This is a genomic window from Gloeobacter kilaueensis JS1, assembly GCF_000484535.1.
Lineage (GTDB): Bacteria > Cyanobacteriota > Cyanobacteriia > Gloeobacterales > Gloeobacteraceae > Gloeobacter > Gloeobacter kilaueensis.
Window position 1 is genome coordinate 1,906,612 of the sequence record NC_022600.1, and the last position, 20,033, is coordinate 1,926,644.

The 20,033-nt window shown below is 62.7% G+C and carries 10 protein-coding genes; 2 read left to right on the top strand and 8 right to left on the bottom strand.

What is annotated here, in order from left to right; translation table 11 throughout:
• Positions 1-6 precede the first annotated feature (6 nt).
• The 8 genes from GKIL_RS08870 to GKIL_RS08905 form a co-directional block, all read right to left on the bottom strand.
• Complete coding sequence (locus GKIL_RS08870) at positions 7-774, bottom strand: polyketide synthase (protein ID WP_023173195.1); 768 nt, start codon at positions 772-774, stop codon at positions 7-9.
• On the bottom strand, positions 767-1,540 hold the full coding sequence (locus GKIL_RS08875) for an enoyl-CoA hydratase/isomerase family protein (RefSeq protein ID WP_023173196.1): 774 nt from the start codon (positions 1,538-1,540) through the stop codon (positions 767-769). Before GKIL_RS08875 ends, GKIL_RS08870 begins: the two co-directional genes overlap by 8 nt.
• A 4-nt stretch (positions 1,541-1,544) precedes the next feature.
• Entirely contained in the window at positions 1,545-2,765 is a 1,221-nt protein-coding gene (locus GKIL_RS08880; protein ID WP_023173197.1) for a hydroxymethylglutaryl-CoA synthase family protein, read from the bottom strand.
• Positions 2,766-2,771: 6 nt separating this feature from the next.
• On the bottom strand, positions 2,772-5,312 hold the full coding sequence (locus GKIL_RS08885; RefSeq protein WP_023173198.1) for a type I polyketide synthase: 2,541 nt from the start codon (positions 5,310-5,312) through the stop codon (positions 2,772-2,774).
• Positions 5,313-5,315: 3 nt separating this feature from the next.
• On the bottom strand, positions 5,316-10,661 hold the full coding sequence (locus GKIL_RS08890; RefSeq protein ID WP_023173200.1) for a type I polyketide synthase: 5,346 nt from the start codon (positions 10,659-10,661) through the stop codon (positions 5,316-5,318).
• Positions 10,658-14,938: an SDR family NAD(P)-dependent oxidoreductase gene (locus tag GKIL_RS08895; RefSeq protein WP_144080364.1), complete on the bottom strand. Its 4,281-nt coding sequence runs from the start codon at positions 14,936-14,938 to the stop codon at positions 10,658-10,660. The genes GKIL_RS08890 and GKIL_RS08895 overlap by 4 nt, the downstream gene beginning before the upstream one ends.
• Positions 14,939-15,194: 256 nt before the next feature.
• Positions 15,195-15,779, bottom strand: a complete 585-nt coding sequence (locus GKIL_RS08900) for a hypothetical protein (protein WP_023173202.1) — start codon at positions 15,777-15,779, stop codon at positions 15,195-15,197.
• 251 nt (positions 15,780-16,030) lie between these two features.
• The gene (locus GKIL_RS08905; RefSeq protein ID WP_023173203.1) at positions 16,031-17,620 is read right to left on the bottom strand and encodes an MBL fold metallo-hydrolase; all 1,590 of its coding nucleotides are present in this window, start codon (positions 17,618-17,620) and stop codon (positions 16,031-16,033) included.
• 397 nt (positions 17,621-18,017) lie between these two features.
• Here GKIL_RS08905 and GKIL_RS08910 point away from each other — a divergent pair, with 397 nt between their 5' ends.
• Together GKIL_RS08910 and GKIL_RS08915 are read left to right on the top strand one after the other, a co-directional pair.
• Positions 18,018-18,764 (top strand): 4'-phosphopantetheinyl transferase family protein, encoded by a 747-nt coding sequence (locus GKIL_RS08910; RefSeq protein ID WP_023173204.1) that lies wholly within the window; start codon positions 18,018-18,020, stop codon positions 18,762-18,764.
• A complete protein-coding gene (locus GKIL_RS08915; RefSeq protein ID WP_023173205.1) occupies positions 18,757-20,031 on the top strand; it encodes an aminotransferase class V-fold PLP-dependent enzyme in 1,275 nt (424 codons plus the stop codon). Before GKIL_RS08910 ends, GKIL_RS08915 begins: the two co-directional genes overlap by 8 nt.
• Positions 20,032-20,033: the final 2 nt, after the last annotated feature.

Here is a 20,033-nt window from a genome sequence, read left to right on the forward strand (position 1 = left end):
GGTTGGCTATTGCGCCGGTGGGGAGGCGGGAAGGTAATTCTCCTGAATGTGGCGGTGGGTATCGGGATGGTTAAAGCAGAGGCGCTGCATCCACTGCTCGCGGACCATCGCCTCCTGCAGCGCCTGGCGGCGGGGCAGGGCGAGGGTTTCTTTCAATAGCTCCAGCACATGCCGGGGCTTGAGGGCGATCCGCCGTGCCAGGTCCAGCGCCGCATCGGGAACGGCAGCCGCCGGCACGACGGCGTTGAAGAGGCCACGGGCGGCCAGTTCGCTGCCGCGAAAGAGCCGGGCGGTGAGCAACATTTCAGCGGCGAGGGTGGAAGGGACCAGTAGCGGCAGCAGGGTGGTTGCGCCCATCCCCGGCGTGAAACCGAGTTCGGTGAAGTTGAAGCCGTAGCGGCATTCGCTCGCCGCCACGAGCAGATCGCAGCAGAGGGCGAGCACCAGGCCGCCGCCTACGGCATGGCCTTCGAGGACGGCAATCACCGGCATTGGAAAGTGCAAGAGCCGATCCGGCAGGGCAAATAGCTCGCGCTCCTCCATCTGGCGGGAGGCGAGCTGTTCGAGGACTTCCAGGCTGCCCCCGGCGGAGAACACGTCCGCTCGTCCAGCAAGGAGCAGCACCCGGAGCGCCGGTTCCTGGGCCAGATCCGCGAGGGCAGTACACAACTGGGCTGCCAGTTCGTGGCCGAGGCGGTTCTGGGCTGCCGGGTCGTCCATCTGGAGCCGGTAGATCCCCTCTTCGAGGCAGCTGATCCGAAGCAAATCAGACACGGCTGCGCCTCCGGCGTGCGAACCAGGGCGGGGCGAACCCCTCGGCAAAGGCGCGGATGCCTTCTAGATGCTCCGGGTCGGCCAGCCAGGCGGCCAGTTCCGTGCGGGCAAGGGCCAGCTCAGCGGCAGCCGGTGCCCTGAGCTTTTGCAGGTAGCGCTTGGTGGCGGCGAGGGCGTCCGGAGAAGAGCGCAGCAGCCGGTCGATCTGCCGGTAGCAGGCCGTATCCAGGTCATCCTGAGCCACTTCGTCCACCAGTCCCCACTGCCAGGCTTCGGGGGCCGTAAGGGTGCGGCTTCCAAGGGCCAGGGCGCGCAGGCGGGCGGGACTCAGGCGGGTGAGCAAAAAAGGCGCGATGAGGGCCGGGATCATGCCCACGATCACTTCGCTCAGTTGAAAGCTCGCTTCGCTTGCGGCGATCACGATGTCGCAGGCAGCCACCAGGCCCAATCCGCCCCCTACGACCCGGCCTGCAATGCGGGCGATCACCGGCTTCGAGCAGGTGCCGAGGCTCGTCAGGCAGTCGTGGAACTGCTCCGGCGCGTCCGCCTCGGCAGTGAGCAGCCAATCAAGATCCAGCCCCCGGCAAAATTCTTCCCCCGGTTCCGCCTCCAGGACGACGGCCCGGCAACGGCTGTCCCTGGCGGCGCGCTCCAGAAACGTGCTCAGCGAGACGAGCGAAGCGCGGTTGAGAACGGTGCCCCCCGCCTCTACCAGGGCAATGCGGGCAATGCCGCCCGTCAGTTCGTAGCGCACCGCTTCATTCATCGCCTCAGCTCCAGTCGTAGGTGCGGTGGTAGTCGGACACGCCCTTCAGCACCAGCAGTCCCTGTCCGGCGTAGAGCTTGTCGTAGAGGTGCTCCAGGCCAGGGTGGTCCGGGAGGAAGTTGGGCTGGTCGATCCCCCGCCGCCGCTCGCGCTCGATCTGCTCGTAGTGGGCGATGCTGAGCGGGTAGCGCGTATCCAGGTGGCGGTCGAGGTCCAGGACGCGCACCAGGGAACTGGCTTCCGGTCCAACCTGGGCGCTATAAAATTCGCCCTGGCAGCCGGAGCCGTAGGCAAAGAGCGAAAGGCGGTCTCCGGCTACCAGATCCGGAGCACTGGCAAGCAGGCCCAGGAGCGAAACAAAGTTAGAAGCGCCGTAGGCGGTGCCGAGCCGCCTCGCGAAGTAGAGCCCTTCGGCCACCTTGCCCTCGAAGCTCTCGCGGACGGCAGCTTTTCCAATGCCGAAGCGGCCCAGGAGGGTGCGGTGCGCCTGGAGGACCATGCCCGGAAACGGGGCGTGGTAGATGTGTTTTTTGAAACCCGTCAGGTAATCGAAGGAAGGGGCAAGGTGCTCGTAGTGCTCGAAGGCCCCTTCGAGGGCGTCGAGGTACGAGTAGAGGCTGGTCTGGTTGTCCGCCCGCTCGACGCTGCTGGTAGGCCGGAAGGTGTCGGCGATCTCCCCGGTCCAGTACCCGGCTTCCGCCGGGTCGATCAGCAGCACTCGCGGATCGGCGCTCACGAGCATTGCCACTGCACAGCCGCCGCCGATAAAGTCGAACCCTTCTTCGCCGTCCATACGCGAATAGTCGGTGCTCACCACCAGCGCCTTCTTGCCGGGCCGGACGTTCGCCGTGAGCCAAAAAAGTGCCGTTTTGAGGGCGGCGGTGCCGCTGTAGCAGGCGTGCTTGACTTCAAAGTTTCGGCAGTTCGCCCCGAGGCCCAAAAAGCGCTGCACCCAGGTCGAGACCGGTTTGCTGAAATCGACCGCCGACTCGGTGCCCACGACCAACAGCTCGATTTCGGCGGGATCGATGCCTGTGAGCAAGGGCCGGGCGGCGTTCACCGCCAGCGTCACCGCATCCTCGTAGACGGGAATCACTGAACGGGTCTGGACCATCACCTGATCGCGGACATAATCCGGATCTTTGCCGCGCAACTGGGCAAGCTCCACCGCGTCCGTGGCGAAGCGTCCAGCGTAGAGGTTGATCTTTTCGATACCGATGGGCACGGTTGCTTATCCTCCCCGGTAAGATTTGATTTCGTGCGGCTCTAGCCAGCAGCGCCGCCGCTCGAAGGGATAGGTCGGCAGCGCCAGCCGCTGGTGGGGATAGTCCCGCTCGAAGCCCTGCCAGTCGATGGCGACACCCTGCAGATAAAGCGCCTGGAGGGCAGAAAGTAGCTCCTGCCAGTCGTTCGTGTCTTTTTTGAGCGAGGAGAGCCAGGTGGCACTGCCTTCCGGCAAACAGCGGCGGCCCCTCTCGCTCAGGGTGTGGCTGGGACCGATTTCGAGAAAAAGGCTGAACTGCCGCTCTGCGAGCGCCTGGATCTGCTGGTCGAAGCGCACCGGCTGGCGGAGGTGGGTACACCAGTAGTGGCTGTCCGGCCCTTTGCCGGGGGCGAAGAAATCGCCGGAGACGTTGGAGAGCAACGCGAGCCGGGGAGCGCTGTGGGGAATGCTTTCGGCCAACCGGGCCAGATCCACTGACGCTGCTATCTCCTCGCCGGGCGGCAATGCCTCCATCAGCTTTGCCCGGCCCAGCACCAGCTTCATACCGTCCTCGACGCTGAACACCCCGGCAATGCAGGCGGCGACGTACTCGCCCAGGCCGTGGCCTAACACCGCGTCGGGCTCCACTCCCCAGGAGCGCCAGAGCTGGACGAGGGCGTATTCGAGGGCAAAAAGGGCCGGTTGGGTGTAGAGGGTGCGATCGAGCGCGCCGCTGTCAGAAAAGATCACTTCCAGAAGCGGGCGCTCCAGCACGCCGTCCGTGAGCTGGGCGCAGTGATCGAGGGCGCGGCGGAAGGTGGGCTGGGTCTGGTAGAGTTCGCGGGTCATGCCGCCGTACTGCGAACCCTGTCCGGCAAAAAGAAAGGCGAATTTCGGCGGGCTGTCGCCCGTGCGGGCGCTCGCGAGCCCCGCCCCTTGCTTGCCCTCCGCGAAAGTTGCGAGTAGGAAACGGGCTTCTGGCAGAGAAGCGGCGATGAGGGCGAGGCGATGGGCGAAGTGGGTGCGGCCCGTGTTAAGCGTGGCGGCCACATCCGCCAGATCTAGATCCGGTTCTCTTTCCAGATAGTCGGCGAGGCGGGAAGCGAGGACGGTGAGGGCTTTTGCGCTGCGGGCGCTCAGGGTGAGCAGGTGCAGCGGACGGGTGACTTCGGGAACTGCAATGGACGGTGCTGGGGCCGCTTCGAGGACGACGTGGGCGTTGGTGCCGCCGAAGCCAAAGGAGCTGACCCCGGCAAAGGGGCCGTCCGTCCCCCCAGGCCAAGGCTGGAGGGCGGTGGCGATCCGGAAGGCAGTCCCCTCCAGGACGATGTTGGGGTTGAGATTCTGAAAGTGGACGACCGGCGGGATCTGGCGGTGGTGCAGGCAGAGGACGACTTTGATGAGAGCGGCGATCCCGGCGGCGCTTTCGAGGTGGCCGATGTTGGTCTTGGCGGAACCCAGCAGACAGGGCCAATCGAGCGGTCGATTCTGGCCGTAGACCTGCTTGATCGCCTCGACTTCGATCGGATCGCCCAGGGGCGTGCCGGTGCCGTGGGCTTCGACGTAGCCGATGCGGGCTGCTTCTACTCCGGCATTGTCGAGGGCAGCCCGCAGCACCGCCTGCTGAGAAAGGCCGTTCGGGGCGGTGAGGCCGTTGGTGCGCCCATCCTGATTTACAGCGGAACCCCGGATGAGCGCCCAGATCCGATCGCCGTCCGCCACCGCGTCGCTCAAGCGCTTGAGGACGACGATGCCGCAGCCCTCGCCGCGCACGTAGCCGTTGGCGCGCTCGTCGAAACTCTTGCAGCGCCCGTCCGGCGACATCATCCCGGCCTGGGAGGAGGAGATCGTCGCATCCGGCGAGAGAATCACGTTCACCCCTCCGGCGAGGGCGATCTGGGAACTGCCGCTCCTCAGGCTCTGACAGGCGAGGTCGATGGTGACGAGGGACGAGGAGCAGGCGGTGTCGAGGACCATGCTCGGACCGCGCAGGTCGAAAAAGTACGAGAGGCGGTTGGCGGCGATGCTGTTGGCGACACCGGTGCTGCCGCGCGCGGGCGGGTCGTTCAGGAGCTTGAAAAAGTCGAAGGTCATCAGACCGATAAAGACGCCGGTGCGGCTACCGGCGATCTTGTCCGGGGCGATCCCGGCGTGTTCGAGCGCTTCCCAACTCACCTCCAAGAGCAATCGCTGCTGGGGGTCCATCCCGGCAGCCTCCCGCTTCGAGAGGCCAAAAAAATCCGGATCGAAGCGATCCACCTGCTCCAGGAAGCCGCCCCAGCGCGTATTCATCTTGAAGGGCGAGGCAAGCTCCGGATCGTAAAAAGCTTCCACATCCCAGCGGTCTTCGGGCACTTCCCGAATCGCGTCGCGGCCTTCTTTGAGGAGATCCCAGTAACTCTCAGGGCTATCAGCGCCGCCCGGAAAGCGGCAGCCGATGCCCACCACCGCGATCGGCTCGTTGCGGGCACGGTTGGCCGCCGTGAGTTTGCCCTGCAATTCTTCGAGCTTGAGCAGGGCGCGCTGCAGGGGACTCAGGTGGGCGAAGCGGTCGGTAGCATTCGACATCGCTTAAAGACCCTCCAGCTTCTCTAACAGCAGCGCCTCCAGCTCCGATTCCGAGAGCGTCTGGAGCTGGGCTGCGAGCCTGTCCAGTCCGTCCTCAGAAGCCGGGGCAGCAGAAGCTTCCGGTTCACCCAGTCCGAGTACTTCCTCGGCCAGGTGGGCAGCCAACCCCTCGACCGTGGGGTAGTTGAAGAGCAGCGTCGCACTCAGGCTCCTCCCGAGGGCAGCCCCGAGCTGGCGGGTGAGGTTGAGGGCCAGCAGCGAATCGAGCCCGAGACTATGCAGCGGCTGGCGGATGTCGAGGTTGTCCCCCTCAGCTATCCCGAGGACACGGGCGGCCTGGTCGCGCAGGTGGGCCACCAGCAGCGAGCGCCGTTCCCCCGGCAGCGCCTGCTCCAGTTGCTGCGTCAGGTTCAACACCGGCCCGGCAGCGGGCGAGGAAGCGGCACTCACCGTTCTCAACAGGGGCGGCAGATGACCGGCGGGAAACTGGGCGAGAAAAGCCTGCCAGCGCACCGGCATCACCGCGAGGGAGGCGGTTCCAGTGCCCGTAAGCCCTGCGAGGGCGGCGAGCGCCTGCTCGGGCGGAATCGTCTCCAGTCCCTGACTGAGCCAGGGGTGGCGCTGGGCATCCAGACGGGCGGCCATCCCCACCTCGGCCCACGGTCCCCAGTTGATGCTGAGGGCGGGCAGAGCCTGAGAAAGGCGGTGCTGGGCCAGGCCGTCGAGAAAAGCGTTGGCGGCGGCGTAGTTGGCCTGGCCGGGGGAGCCCAGGAGCGAGGCGATCGAGGAGAAGAGCACGAACAGCTCCAGCGGATCGCCCTGGGTGAGGCGGTGCAGGTGCCAGGCTCCGGCGGCCTTCGCTGCCAGCACCCGCTCGAAGCGACTCCAGTCGAGCTTGTCGATCACCCCGTCGTCCAGTACCCCGGCGGCGTGGAGGATGCCGACGATGGGCGGATGTTCCTGACGAATTTCAGCCAGCAACTGCTCGACTTCGCCCGCGATGGAGACGTCTGCCTGCACGGGGGATACCGTTGCACCGCTCGCTGTTAGTTCGTCCAGGACTGTCTGGGCTGTCACAGAGGGCGGATTGCGTCCGACGAGAACCAGGTGACGGGCACCCCGCTCGACCAGATAGCGGGCAACCTGCAGGCCGAGGGCTCCCAGGCCGCCTGTGATCAAGTAAGTACCATCCGCCCGCACCGATAGACTTTCCCCGCCTTCCACTTTCTGGCGCACGAGGCGGGCTACGTAGCGGGCGTCCCCGCGCAGGGCAATCTGGTCCTCGTCGTCTGGAGAGAAAAGTTGCGTTACCAGGGCCGTTGCTGCCGCTTCCGGATCGAAGGCGGGGTCGAGGTCGATGAGGCCGCCCCAGAGTTCCGGATGCTCCTGGGCAATCACCCGCCCCAATCCCCAGAGCGGTATATGTTCCAGAACTGGGTTTTCCTGTGACTCGATAACCTGGGCACCCTGCGTCACCAGATAGAGGCGCGGGGGCACATCGCTACCGGCGATCTGGACGCATCCGCGCACCAGGGGCAGCAGCGGCGCGCAATTTTGTTGCCAGGCCGATTCCAGCTCATCTTTCGTGTCGGATGCCAGGTAGAGAATGCCCGTCCGTCCGGCAATCTGACGGGCCAGATCCGGTGCATTCGGCAGAAGCAACGTAGCTGTCTGTCCCCGTTGCTCCAGCGCATCCACAATCGCCGCACCGCTCGTACCCGCTGCGACGACCAGCCAGTCGCCGCCGGGCTGGATCGTATTCTCTTGTGGGAGGGGCTGCGGTTGCCACTCGATGCCATAAAGCCAGTTCCGCCACTGGGACTGGCCCTGACCGAGGGCGGCGAGGGGAGCCCGCTTGGCAAGCAGTCCCCGTACTTGCGCCGCTACCTCCCCTTCTTCGCCCAACAGATCGAGGTCGATGAGGAACGTCTCGCCGTCGTCCGCTCCTGCCCGGCGGCGGGCGTGAGCCCAGAGGCTGGCTGGAAGGGGACCGATGAGCCGCACCTGCTCGAAGGCGAGGGGCAGGTAGATATCTGTGTCACTCTCAGGCAAAGTGGCGAGGGAAACCTGCAAAAAGCTGTCGAGTAGGGCCGGGTGGATGGCGTAGTTTCCGGTAGCGGACAGGCTTGCGGGCAGTTGCAGTTGGGCAAGCGCCTCGTCCGCGCTGCGCCAGAGCCGGACGATCCCTTGAAAAGCGGGGCCGTGGGCCAGTCCTTTTGCCGTGAGGGCGCGGTAGAACGCTTGAACTTCTACCTCCGGCAAACCTTCGCGAATCGGGGCAGGTGGTCGGAGCGGTTCTTTTTTAAGAAACAGCCCAGATCGAATCGTGCCGCTCGCGTGGCGAATCCAGGGCAGATCCGAACTGGCTCCTTCTTCGCGGCTGTGGATCTCGAAGTCCGTCATCCTCGCTTCCCGGCGCTCCAGGAGCAGGTGAAAGTCGCGAGTCTCACTCTCACTCAGGACCAGCGGCTCCTCGATCGCAACCGCCTCCAGTTGCACCGCCTGGTCAGGAAAGCTGAGCCGGGCCGCCGCCGTTGCCGCTTCCAGAAACGCTGCCCCAGGCAGAATCGTCAGTTCGTGGACACGGTGATCCGCGAGGTAAGGCAGCCAGGCGGTGCTGAGCCGGGCGACGAACTGCTCTCCCGTTTGTCTGGGTGAATGCTGGCGGCGCTCGATGAGCGGATGGAGGGCTGTTTCTGTTGGAACGGGCGGGGCAAGGGGTTCGAGCCAGTAGCGCTGCCGCTCGAAGGGATAGGTCGGAAGGGCCAGGCGGTGCCGCCGCTCCTGCCCGTAGAAATGCTGCCAGTCGATGCTCACCCCCGCCCGCCAGAGCTGTCCCAGACTGGTTAGCAGGTGGAGGCGGTCGTTTTCTTCGGAGCGCGGATGGGGCAGCGAGGAGAGGATCGAATGGTCGGCGAGGGCCGGATGTTCCTGGGCAAGAGTAGCGAGGGTGCTGCCGGGGCCGACCTCCAGCAGAATGTTTTCCGGCAACTCGCTCAGGTGGGCGAGTCCTTCGGCGAAGCGGACCGGCTGGCGCAGGTGGCAAATCCAGTACTCCGGGTCGGTGGCTTCCGCCGCCGTGAGCCAGGTGCCGGTGAGGTTAGAGAGGAGCGGGATCTGGGGCGGCTTGAGGACGACGGTGCGCAGTTGCTGGCGAAACAGCTCCACAACCCCGACTACCGCCTGGGAGTGAAAGGCGTGGGAAGTATGGAGCAGGCGGCATTCGACGCCCCGCGCCACCAGATCTGCCTGCAACTTTTCGATCCGCTCGGGCGAACCCGAGACCACCGCCCGCAGGGGACCGTTGTGGGCCGCCAGGGCAAGTTCATCGTCCAGCAATGCTTCGATTTCGGTGAGCGGCAGGCGAATCGCCAGCATCCGGCCCGGCGGCAACTGCTGCATCAACCGGCCACGGACAGCCACCAGGGCCAGGGCGTCGGTGAGCGAAAAGATCCCCGCCACACAGGCGGCGACGTACTCGCCCAGGCTGTGACCCAGCAATGCCACAGGTTCGATGCCCCACCCCTGCCAGAGGCGGGCCAGGGCGTACTCGACGGCAAAGAGGGCCGGTTGGGCAAAGCGGGTCTGGGTAAGGCGTGTTCTGGCAGCATCCTCCTGACCCGGCAGGGGATAGAGAAGCTGACGCAAATCGAGGCCCAGCCAGGGCTTGAGCAGCGCCGCCTGCTGGTCGATAAGGTCGCGAAAAACCGGTTCGTCCCGATACAGCCCCGCCGCCATCTGCAGGTGCTGGGCTCCCTGGCCAGAAAAAAGAAAACTCACCGGGCGGACCGCAGCGCGGCGCGCTTCGATCGCCTCCTGCAACTGTGAGCGCGCCTGCCCGTGATCCTGGACCACCCCGGCCCAGCGGTAGTCGAAGGCTTTGCGGCCCACCTGCAGGGTGTAGGACATATCCGCCAGGTCTGCGTTCGGATGGGTTTCCAGATACGCTGCCAGGGCGGCGCGGGCGCGGTCCAGGGCTGCCGGGCTGCGGGCCGAGAGCACCAGCAACTGTCCGTTGCGCGCCGGGGAAGTGGGAAGCGGTGCCGGTGCCTCTTCGAGAATGGCGTGGGCGTTGGTGCCGCCGATGCCCAGGGAACTCACGCCTGCCCGCCGGGGGGTACCCGTCACCGGCCAGGGCCGCGCCTCGGTGTTGACGAAGAAAGGACTGGCCGCAAAGTCGATCTGCGGGTTGGGGTTCTGAAAGTGCAGGCTGGGCGGTACGATTCCCGCTTCGACGCTCAAGACGGCCTTGAGCAATCCGGCGATGCCGGAGGCGACGCCCATGTGGCCGATGTTGGTCTTGACCGAGCCCAGGGCGCAGTATCCCCGGCGGGTCGTACCGGCGCGAAAGGCTCTGGTGAGCCCGGCCACTTCGATCGGATCGCCCAGGGCGGTACCGGTGCCGTGGGCTTCGACGTAGCCGATCGTTTCCGGGTCCACGCCGGAGAGGGCCAGCGCTTCGCCGATCACCTGGGCCTGGCCCTCGACGCTGGTGGCCGTGTAGCCCACCTTGCCGCCGCCGTCGTTGTTGATCGCCGAGGCGCGGATGACGGCGTGGATGTGGTCGCCGTCGGTGAGCGCTTCTTCCAGCCGCTTGAGGACGACCAGGCCGACGCCGTTGCCAAAGAGCGTGCCCGATGCCTCGGCGTCGAAGGCGCGGCAGTGGCCGTCCGGGGAGACGATGCCCCCCTCCTGGTAGGTGTAGCCGCTCTTGGGCAAAATCCAGAGGGAGACAGCTCCTGCCAGGGCCATGTCACTTTCGCCCGAGAGCAAACTCTGGCAGGCCATGTGGACGGCTACCAGGGCCGTCGAGCAGGCGGTCTGGACGGTGACGCTCGGGCCTTTTAAGTTGAGCTTGTAGGAGACGCGGGTGGCGAGAAAATCCGGCGAGCAGCCCGCCAGTGAGGTGAGAAAATCGCCGCTCAGATCCGGGTAGTGGCGGCTGTAGAGCATGTAGGTGTTGATGCCGATGCCACCGTAGAGGCCAACCGCTCCCGGATAGTTCTCCGGGTTGTAGCCCGCCTGCTCCAGGGCTTCCCAGGCGCATTCGAGAAAGAGCCGCTGCTGCGGATCGAGGGCGATAGCTTCGCCGGGGGAGTAGCCAAAAAAGCTGGCATCGAACCGCTCGATATCGTCCAGCAGGGGAGCGGCCTTGACGTAGTGCGGGTCTTTCAGGCGCTCCTCGCTCACCCCGGCCTGCCGCAGTTCTGCATCGTCCATGAAGTGAATGGACTCGACACCCGCTTTCAGGTTCTGCCAGAAGCGCTCCAGATCCGCCGCTCCCGGAAAGCGGCCCGCCATACCGACGATAGCGATGGCGTTCGTGTCGTCGTAGTGCAGCTCGTTCATCGGACCTGTCCTTGCCGGGATTGCCGGTGCTGGCGGCGCAGTTGCCGCTGCCGGTAGATGGCCAGTTGCCGCACCTCTGGGTGCTGTTCTTCCTGGCGGAGCGGGCTTTGAGCGGCTTCTCCCTGCTTGAGAAACTGGGCGAGGGTTCCGACCGTCGGGTAGGTGAATAGATCCAGGAGAGCGATTTGCCGGCCCAGCACCTGCTGCAACTGCTGCTGCACCTGCACGAGCAGGATCGAATGCCCACCTAGATCAAAGAAGCTGTCGTCGAGCCCCACCCGGTCCACCTGCAGTACCTGCTGCCAGACAGCGGCGATCGTCCGTGCCACCTGTTCCTGGGGAGCGGCCTGGGTCACGGATTCCCGCCTGCTGTGGGACTGTTGTGCAATGAGCGCCTGCTCCTCTACCTGACCGTTCAGTTGGCGAGGAATTGCCTTCACTCGCATACAGTTACAGCTGCTGGCCCTGCCGAAGCGATCCGGGATGGCCTGGAGAGTGGAGGGCAGAATCGTTTCGCCGCTGTAATAAGCGGTGAGCTGTTCGAGTGGATGCAGGTCGTCCAGGCAGTACGGGCGCACGGCAGGACTGCGCCCATCGATGCCTGCAACGAGAGAGGGCGTCCCCTGGGCAAGGGCGGCAAGCAGCGAATGCCAGCCCTCGCGCCGCGAAAGAAAGCGGTAGCCCCGCGCCGCCGCGAGGGGCCGCCAGGGATAATCGCGTCCCGGCTCAAAATCTTCCCAGAAGCCGAAGCTGAAGCAGTAGCTATTCTGCAAGCCTGCCTGCCGCTGGTACTGAACAAAGGCACTGGCAAAACTTTGGGCGGCGGCGAAACCGGCAGCCACGATCCCGCCCAACTCGCCGCTCGCATGGGCGATGCGCAAAAAGAATCCGGGAACGGGCTGCCCGGCTAGTAGCTGGTGCAGCGTCCAGCTCGTCTGCAACTGGGGATAGAGAAACCGGGCAAGCTGCTCCGGGGTTTCTTCCACCACCAGACTTTCTCGATACGGCTGCTCCAGGTGCAATACACCGTCAAGATGCCTGCCCCAGCGCTGCTTTGCGCCCTCTACGGCTTCTTGCAAACCGCACAGGTTCGTCAGGTCTATTTCCCTTGCGATCACTTCCGCGCCAGAATCCATCAGGGCAGCCAGTGCTTCTCGCTGTTCTTTCTCGATCGTTGGCTGGACAAATAGCAGGCGGGCCTGGTACTGGCTCAGCAACTGCTTTGCCACCGACCGCCCGATGCCACTCAGGCCACCGGTGAGCAGGTAGAATCCGCCCTTTTGGAAGGGAACGGGCTGCTTCACCTGCGCCACCATATCTACTTTCTGCAACCGGGCTACCCAGCGCCTGCCCTGGCGATAGGCCACTTCCCGTTCACCCCGGCCACTCACCAGTTCCGCCAGCAACGCATCCCGACAGTGCTCGCCTTCTTCCACGGGCAAATCGATGTGGCGGCAGTCCAACCAGGGAAGCTCCTGATCGAGACTGCGCAACAAACCGAGAACCGTGCTTCCCGCACAGTCGATCGGATCGCCCGGCAGCACCGCCTGGAGATGATTGGTGACGACCCTGAGCGCCAGTTCTGTATAACCGTCGTGCATTGCCGCGAGCGCCTGCACCAGGGCAAGCACACTCTGCAATCCTGTTTCCTGAGCACGCAGCAGATCTGAGGCGGATTGCGGCTGACGATAGGGCCGACAGCCCCACAGGTGCAGGATGTGGCGGAGGTGCAGTCCTTCCGATTCCACGCTCCCCAGTAACTGCCCGTACTGCTCCACGGAAGTCGGATTCAGACGATAATGCCCCTTCCCTAACTTCTGGAAACCTTCGCCTGCTTCTACCTGCACACACTCTTCCAGATGCGGTTTCAGGATGCTTCCCAGTCCTGAATCGTCCACAAACACCAGCACCGCCCCTTTTGGTTCCTTGTCTGAAACCTCCAGCACCCGCTGCCGCCACTGCTTGCTATAGAACCAGTCACCGATGGTTCTCTGGTTGTTCTGCAGCACATCCATCCGCTTCTGCAGTGACAGGAACTCCCCTGCCTCCATCCGCTTCTGCAACTGCCGCCTTTGAATCTTGCCGATGCTCGTCTTGGGAATATCGCCTTTCTCCACAAGCAACAGATGCTCCACTTCCACCCCCAGCTTCTGCACCACCTGCTGACGAACAGAGGCGAGCAATTCCGCTGGTTCGATGCCTGCTTTGGCGACAAGGAAAATGGCCAGTTTCTCAGTAGCGTTGCCTTCCGCTCGGACAGCACAGGCAGCGGTGAAAGAGGCTTCCACTCCTTCTACTGATTCGACAAGTTGCTCGATGTCGTGGCTGTAGTAGTTTGCTCCGTTGAGGATGATCGTTTCTTTGTGCCGTCCCACCAGCACCAGATGGCCGTTGTCGAGAAAGGCAAGGTCGCCTGTGTCGAACCAGCCATCACTCAGAAGTACGGCTGCTGTGGCTTGGGGGTTTTGCAAGTAGCCGGAGAAGACGGCTTCGCCCCGCAGTTGCAGTCGGCCTACCTGCCTTTGTGTAAGTAAGTGGTTGTGTTCATCGACGACGCGCAGTTGCATTCCAGCAATCGGTCTTCCCAGATCGATAAGCTCGATCGTGCTGGTGTGTCCTGTTTCTGGAATGACTGCCAGGCCATTGTCGAGAGCCGCTTTGTCCAGTCTGTGAACAGTAAGCGGTGTGTCTTGTGTGGGCTGGAAGTAGGTGATGCCGGAGGCGACTTCCGCCATGCCGAAAGCGGGTCTGAGCACTGTCCTTGCCAGTCCGCAGCAATGCAGATGGCTGTAGAACTCCTCGACGGTGGAAGCAGCGACAGTTTCGCCCGCACTGAGCAGCATCTTCAGGGAACGGAGGTTCCAGGAGCGGGAAGAGTGTTGTCGGAGGGCTTGATTGACCAGGCCGTAGGCAAAGTTCGGTGCCCAGCTATGGCTAATTTGGTAACGATCGATGAGATCCAGCCAGGATAAGGGCGCGGCGAGGACGGTTTCTTTTTGCAAGTAGACCATCCGACAACCAGCGACGATCCCCCGGATGTGCCAGTCGCTGATGGAGCCGATGTGCTCGAAAGGAAGCCAGTTAAGGAGAATGTCTTCTGAGGAATGCTCACACAGCAGGTTTGCACCACGGGCGCGGGCGAGCAGGTTGCGATGGGTGAGGGGGATGCACTTGGGGGTACCGGTGGAGCCGGAGGTGAGATTGAGAAGTGCCACCGTCTCCGGGCTGGGCAGGAAGAAGGTGTCAGCAGGCGGATGATCATCCAATTGCTCGAAGACAAGCACGCTGCTTCCTGGTAGAGACCGTTTGAGAACAGTTTCGGAGGCGCGGTTGCAGATAATTGGTGGCTGAGAAAGAAACGAAGTGAGATGCAGGAGTTTGTCGAGCTGGCTGTTGGCCTGCTCGAAGGAGGGTGGAACGGAGACGATGAGGGGCACGAAGCCGCCCAGCACACAGCCCCAGAAGGCCGGAACGAGCTGTTCCGGCTGATCTAGCAGCAACAGGACGGGAGTGTGAGGAGTGATGGAACGGGAACGCAGGGCAGTGAGGATACAGCGGGCGTGGACAAGCAGTTGGGGATAGGTCTGGTGGCGTTCGCTCTTGTCGGCAAGCAGGAAGGTGAAGCCGTGGTCGGGAAAGTGAGCAGCGGCCCAGGGCAGCAGTTCAACGAGAGTAGAGGGAAACGAGCCGTCGTCGGGTTTGGGTAGCGTGCCGCCGTCGGCGAAGGCTGGGGCCGACAGAAGATGGGCAGGGGTGGATGCATGGATGGCAGGTGCTGGGAGCGGAAGGTGGTCAGTCTCCGGGGAACTCGCACTCCACTGCGGCAGCAGGTCTGCCAGGTGAAGCGGCGGTAGCTTTTGTGGGCGAGATTGGCGCAAGACCGCTGCATCGTCGATGCCCTCCAGCGACCGCAGATGGTGCTCCCAGCGCCGGGCCAGATCGCTGTCGAGGACAGTGAGGCGCTGCAGGGCAAGCCGATCGATCCGGCCATCCTCGCCGAGGGGCAGGGCGGAGACGGCCACGTACTGCACTGCTGGCAACGGCTCGGCCATGCGGCTACGAAGCTGGTGGTCCAATTCCCCTGGAATGAGAATTTCCAGAGGAACAACATAGACAATCAGCTCAGTTTGCTGGGCGACGACGACACAATCGACGACGGTGGGCAGGCTCTGGAGAACGGCCTCCACCCGCTCAGGCAACGTGAGTTGCCCGTTGTGCCGGTGCCATTTTCGATCCTCCAGCATCGAACTGGAGTCGGTCATTTCCCTGTAACTCACTCAAACCATCCACAGCTTCATTCAGGAATCAGTTGCACTTCGGTCGCTGCTGGAGAACAGCACAGATCACCGTTTGGGCAGCAATCTGTGCTGAAAACCAGGCATAAATCGAAGCGAGTGCTTTAGTTGTTCACTACGAACAACATAGGCATGATCCAGGAAATTTATGCTCTCTCAGGCACCCTGGATACAAAACAGAGCTGATCCGTCCCATCTGGATCTGGGGGAAACAAAGGTGCATCTATGTTCGACAAACTTAGAGATAATACAACTCGAAGGCTTCCTGATAGTTAAAACCGCCGGAGGTGTTTGGACCGTAGCTGAACTGGGTCACCTGGCCACGGATCTTGGCGTATTTGCCGGTGCCGCCGATGATCGAGCGCAGGTACGACGCCGACGACTGCTCGTAGGCAGAGGTCAACAACACCTGAGCACCGGGCGTCCCAGGAATCGTATCGAAGAGTTGGGTAGTAAAGGCAACCGGGCCGTTTACCTCTGCCAGTGCTTTTCTAACGAACCAGCCGCTGCAGAACCAGACACCAACCAGGGCGTCAGGGTACTGGGGTTGTCCATCGGGAAGAACGCCATCCCCTGCTCCGGGCGTGAGCGTACCGGGCTTGTAGAGGAAGCCCTCGATGACGAAGGCGGTACCGTTGGTGGGTTGACCGGAAGGATCGAGGGGGCCGGAAAGACCGATGGTCGTGCCGTTGCCGCTGACATCGTACAACAAAGTAGGTTGTCTGGCGTAGACTGGCCGCTCGGTAACCACCGCCGCACCCAGTGCCCCTAAACCAAGGGAAGCAGTCTTAATCAGATTTCTTCTTTGGATAGACCCGGACATTGTGAATACCTCAGACGGAAAACGTCCCCCAAGGAAACACAAATAAATTGCTCAATCCTACATTTGGGGGACAGGTTAGAGTATATCGCAACTGATCAAAACAAGTCAATAATTTCTTGTAAAAATTCGTCTCGAATGTGAGTCAAATACAAAAACAGGCAGACGATAACCATCGCCGTCCATAGCCTTTATTCGATTGCAAAAAGGGAAATAAATTGATGCTAGACAGGATAAAATTTCCCAACAATGATCTACATAAAAATCTCCTTGCAGCCAAAAAGTCTCTCTGCAGCGATGTTTTGCTCCCGGCAACCTGTCAGCAACTTTTCAGATTCGACGATGGGTCGAGAGCGCTCCGTGTACTGAATGGAAGTGAGATGAGTGAGCCAGGGTTCCTGGCCCATCGCATAAACGTAGGCAGCCCTGGGCCGAAATTTTTCGACGATAGCGAGGGCTTTTTCAAAGTCCGATCCGTTCAGGCGACGCGATTGATCCATCTTGCGGGCGAGCGGCCTGGTCAGCAGTGCTCCGTACAGCCAGCTTAAGGGCGCACCGTCACATTCCATGCCGACAAAAAGCGCGTCGAGGTCTCCGGTGAGAGCATGAACGTGCTCGTACAGTTGGGGTTCGAGGTTGTTGGAGTCGGCAGCGCAAAGAAGTGAGCGGCCCTGAATATTCAGGTGATAGGCGAGCTTGGTGCGGATATTCAAATCGGCGTGTTCACCAAAAAACGGCAGGCCCGTGATCGTTCCTTCTGGGATCTTGATCGCCTCCATCTCATCCAGTTCCATCACCCTATCGAAGCCACTGTGCTGCAAAATCAGCTTCAAAGAAGGATCTGCCAGATTGCCGCCGCTGCTTCTCGGTACGACGAGTTGCCGGATCTTGTGGCGCAACTGCAGCAGGGTTTCGAGAATGCAGTGGTCCTGGTGATTGTGGGTAATCAGGACGTAATCGATCCACGGGGGCAGGTCCGCGTAGGTATAGCGCGGCAGGGCACTGTCGTAGCGATAACTGATGAGCGGATCGACGAGGATAGCCACCTCCTGCGATTCGACGAGCAGGCAGGCGTGGCCAAAATAGCGGATGCGAAGGCCGGGGCCGCTATACGCCTCTGGTTCTGGCGGTGGCTCGCTTGTCAAGAAAGAAGCAAACAGGGGCAGCTCCGCTTCATCGAGGCCCAGTTTCTCGGCGGTCTCCTCCAGCGGCTGGGGTAGGGTTCGCATCTGAAACAACGCATCTACTGCCGGATGGGCAAAGGGCAGCTTCAGGTGCAGATGCTCGCCATCCGGCAGGCGCGGTGTATTCAACACAAATGGGCGCTGGTCCTGCTCGATGAGGGACAGTAAAAAACTCTGTTGGCCCGGCTGATAGAAGCCACTGGTGTATAACAGCCCTTCGATGAGCCGAAAGGTCGGCTGGTTGCCCAGATCGTAGACAAGCTCGACATAGCCTTTCAGCGGTGCTGGAATGTGGCTATAAAGGCTCTCCAGGCTGTGACCGTCCGCCCGCTCCCTTAGTAGCGCCTCCAGCTCGGCAATCGCCGCTGCCAGTTCCAGCAGTACTGTCTGTTCTTCGAGCGTCTGGACGATCAACTGTTCGATCTCCGCCAGCCGCTCCGCGCCGTAGTTGACGTAGGGACCACCCAGTAGAGCCGGATTGCGCACGGCGGCGACGTGGACCTGGGGAGCAGCGACGAAGGAGCGCATGATTTTAAGATGTGCGTTCGCGACGTAAAGAGCAGCCGTCGCCGGTGCGATTAGATAAGGCCAGGCATACCACTGGCCCACCAGGGGCTCCACCAGGACGTTTTGCTTTAAGTAAAGAAGTTCAGCCGTCATTTCTCGCGCTTTTGATTTCTAATCCCCGCAGGCAAAAACTGCCGGTAAGCGGAACGCTCCGGTATCGGACAGACTTAACCCCATGCAAACCCCGATGTCGGCACCCTCGAACCCAGCCCGCGATCGCGGTCCTCTAAGCCGACAGAGCTTATTGTAAGGGTGCCAGAGCCATTTTCGGCAGGATGTGTTCTATGCCACATACGGCTGGGGCACGGCTGGGAGCTATATACTCAGGTAGGATGGCTCCGTGGACCTTATGCATTTTGGGCACCGCTTGCAGTCCGCGCTCACCTGAGATCCAGAAATACTAGATTATTTTCTGTTTGTATTCGATCACTGCCAAAAATTGTCTGCTGCAACCGGTCCTCGGGATCATTTTTGCCGTCTTTTGCCGACGATGAGCGCCACGTCTACCGGCCCCTGGCCTGCACGATTATTGCCTGTGATCCTCTCCCAGAGCGAGGTTCACCTGTGGTTGGTCAGCCTCGATCTTCCTGAGACAGAGATAGCGCGCCTGGCGTTGCTGCTCGCCGAGGACGAGCGGCAACGGGCTGCCCGGTTTGTCAGGGCCGTCCTGACAAACCGGTTCATTGCCGGGCGTGGTCGGCTGCGGGAGATCCTCGCGAGCTACCTGGGTTGTCCGCCGGCAGCCCTGCACTTCACTTATACGGCCCACGGCAAGCCCGAACTGGTTGGGCCTGCAGGTACCGGCGACTTACAGTTCAACCTGTCCCACTCCGAGGATCTGGCCCTGTGCGCTGTGCGCTGGAAGGGGCGCGTCGGCGTCGATCTCGAAGCCGAGCGCGAGATGATCGACCTCGAAGCGATGGCAAGACAATACTTTACTCAAAAAGAGTATCACGAAATATGTTCTCTGTCTCCCCCGTTGCGCTCCCGAAAATTTCTTGAACTCTGGACTTTTAAGGAGGCGTACCTCAAGGCGACCGGCGAGGGGCTGGCAGGGCTGGAAAAATTGCAGCAAATAGAAGCGGGGGAGATCGCAGCCGGCTGGTCCAGTGTGCCGCTGCCGCCGCTGCCCGGTTTCGCGGCGGCGCTGGTGGCCGAGGGAGAGGGCTGGCGGCTGTGCTGCTGGCGGTGGCAACCTGTGAACATACCTGATGAGGGAGTGGCCCCCGATGGCTGAGGACGATCCGGGACTCGAAAAAAAGCGGCAACTGCTGGCACAGCTGCTGCGCAGTGAGGCTTCAAAGCGGGATGCCACCGGACCTGCAACTCCCGAGCGCTTGAGCGCCCACCGGGAGCTATTTGCAGCTCTCCAGAACAAGGTCTATCTCAACTTTGGTGGCCAGGGACCGCTGCCCCAACCGGCGATCGCTGCAATTGCCGGTGCCTACGCTGAGATCCAGCGGCGCGGGCCTTTTTCTAACAGCGGCCTGGGCTGGATGCAGCAACAGATGGGCCGGCTGCGCATCGCCATCGCCCAGGAACTGGGAACACAGCCGGAGACGATCGCCCTCACCGAGAACGTCTCCCTTGGCTGCAACATCGTGCTCTGGGGCATCGACTGGCAGCCGGGGGATCATCTGCTCCTATCCGACTGCGAGTATCCGGGGGTACTGGCCGCTATCGAGGGGCTGCGCCGCCGCTTCGGCATCGAAGTCTCCGCCTGTCCGCTGGCCGGGGGGAGCGAGGCGGAGGCCGCCCCTTTGGTCGCAGAGCACCTGCGCCCGCGCACGCGCCTGGTGGTTCTGAGCCACATCTTCTGGAGCACGGGCGGCATCGCTCCGCTCAAGGCCATCGCCGCTGCCTGCCGCGCCCATCCGACAGAGGGGCCGCCGGTGCGTTTGCTGGTGGATGCGGCCCAGTCGGTCGGGATGCTGCCTCTCGATCTGCCGGATCTGGGCGTCGATTATTACGCTTTTACCGGCCACAAGTGGTGGTGTGGGCCGGAGGGAGTGGGCGGGCTCTACGTCCGTCCCGAGGCGATGGGGGATCTGCAGCCGACCTTTTCGAGCTGGCGCGCCCTGCCCCCTGACTGGCCGGATACCGCCTGCTGGCCCGATGCCCGCCGCTACGAGATCGCCACCTCCGCCTGGCCCCTCATCGCTGCTTTAAGTAGTGCCCTCGCCCTGCACAACCAGTGGGGCACTGCCCACGAGCGCTATCAGCGCATCCGTTCCCTCGCTATCTACCTGTGGGAGCAACTCGGTCATCTGCAATCGAGCACCGCCCTTGTCCGCCACCAGTCCGATCCCCCCGAAACTGGCATTCTTACCTTCTCCACCGGTACAGCGCCCGCCCACCTCGTCCAGGTGCTCGAAGCCCAAGGCATCTTCGTGCGCGCCCTTCCCGCTCCGCGAGCCGGGGTGCGCGTCTGCGTCCATTACCTGACGCTCAAAGAGGAGATCGACAAATTCATCGCTGGCCTGCGCCAGTCCTTGCGGCGCTGAGC

Coding starts and splice junctions, on each gene's coding strand:
- GKIL_RS08875 (WP_023173196.1), bottom strand. CDS start 1,540: ATGAATGAAGCGGTGCGCTACGAACTGACGGGCGGCATTGCCCGCATT.
- GKIL_RS08885 (WP_023173198.1), bottom strand. CDS start 5,312: ATGTCGAATGCTACCGACCGCTTCGCCCACCTGAGTCCCCTGCAGCGC.
- GKIL_RS08890 (WP_023173200.1), bottom strand. CDS start 10,661: ATGAACGAGCTGCACTACGACGACACGAACGCCATCGCTATCGTCGGT.
- GKIL_RS08900 (WP_023173202.1), bottom strand. CDS start 15,779: ATGTCCGGGTCTATCCAAAGAAGAAATCTGATTAAGACTGCTTCCCTT.
- GKIL_RS08905 (WP_023173203.1), bottom strand. CDS start 17,620: ATGACGGCTGAACTTCTTTACTTAAAGCAAAACGTCCTGGTGGAGCCC.
- GKIL_RS08910 (WP_023173204.1), top strand. CDS start 18,018: ATGAGCGCCACGTCTACCGGCCCCTGGCCTGCACGATTATTGCCTGTG.
- GKIL_RS08915 (WP_023173205.1), top strand. CDS start 18,757: ATGGCTGAGGACGATCCGGGACTCGAAAAAAAGCGGCAACTGCTGGCA.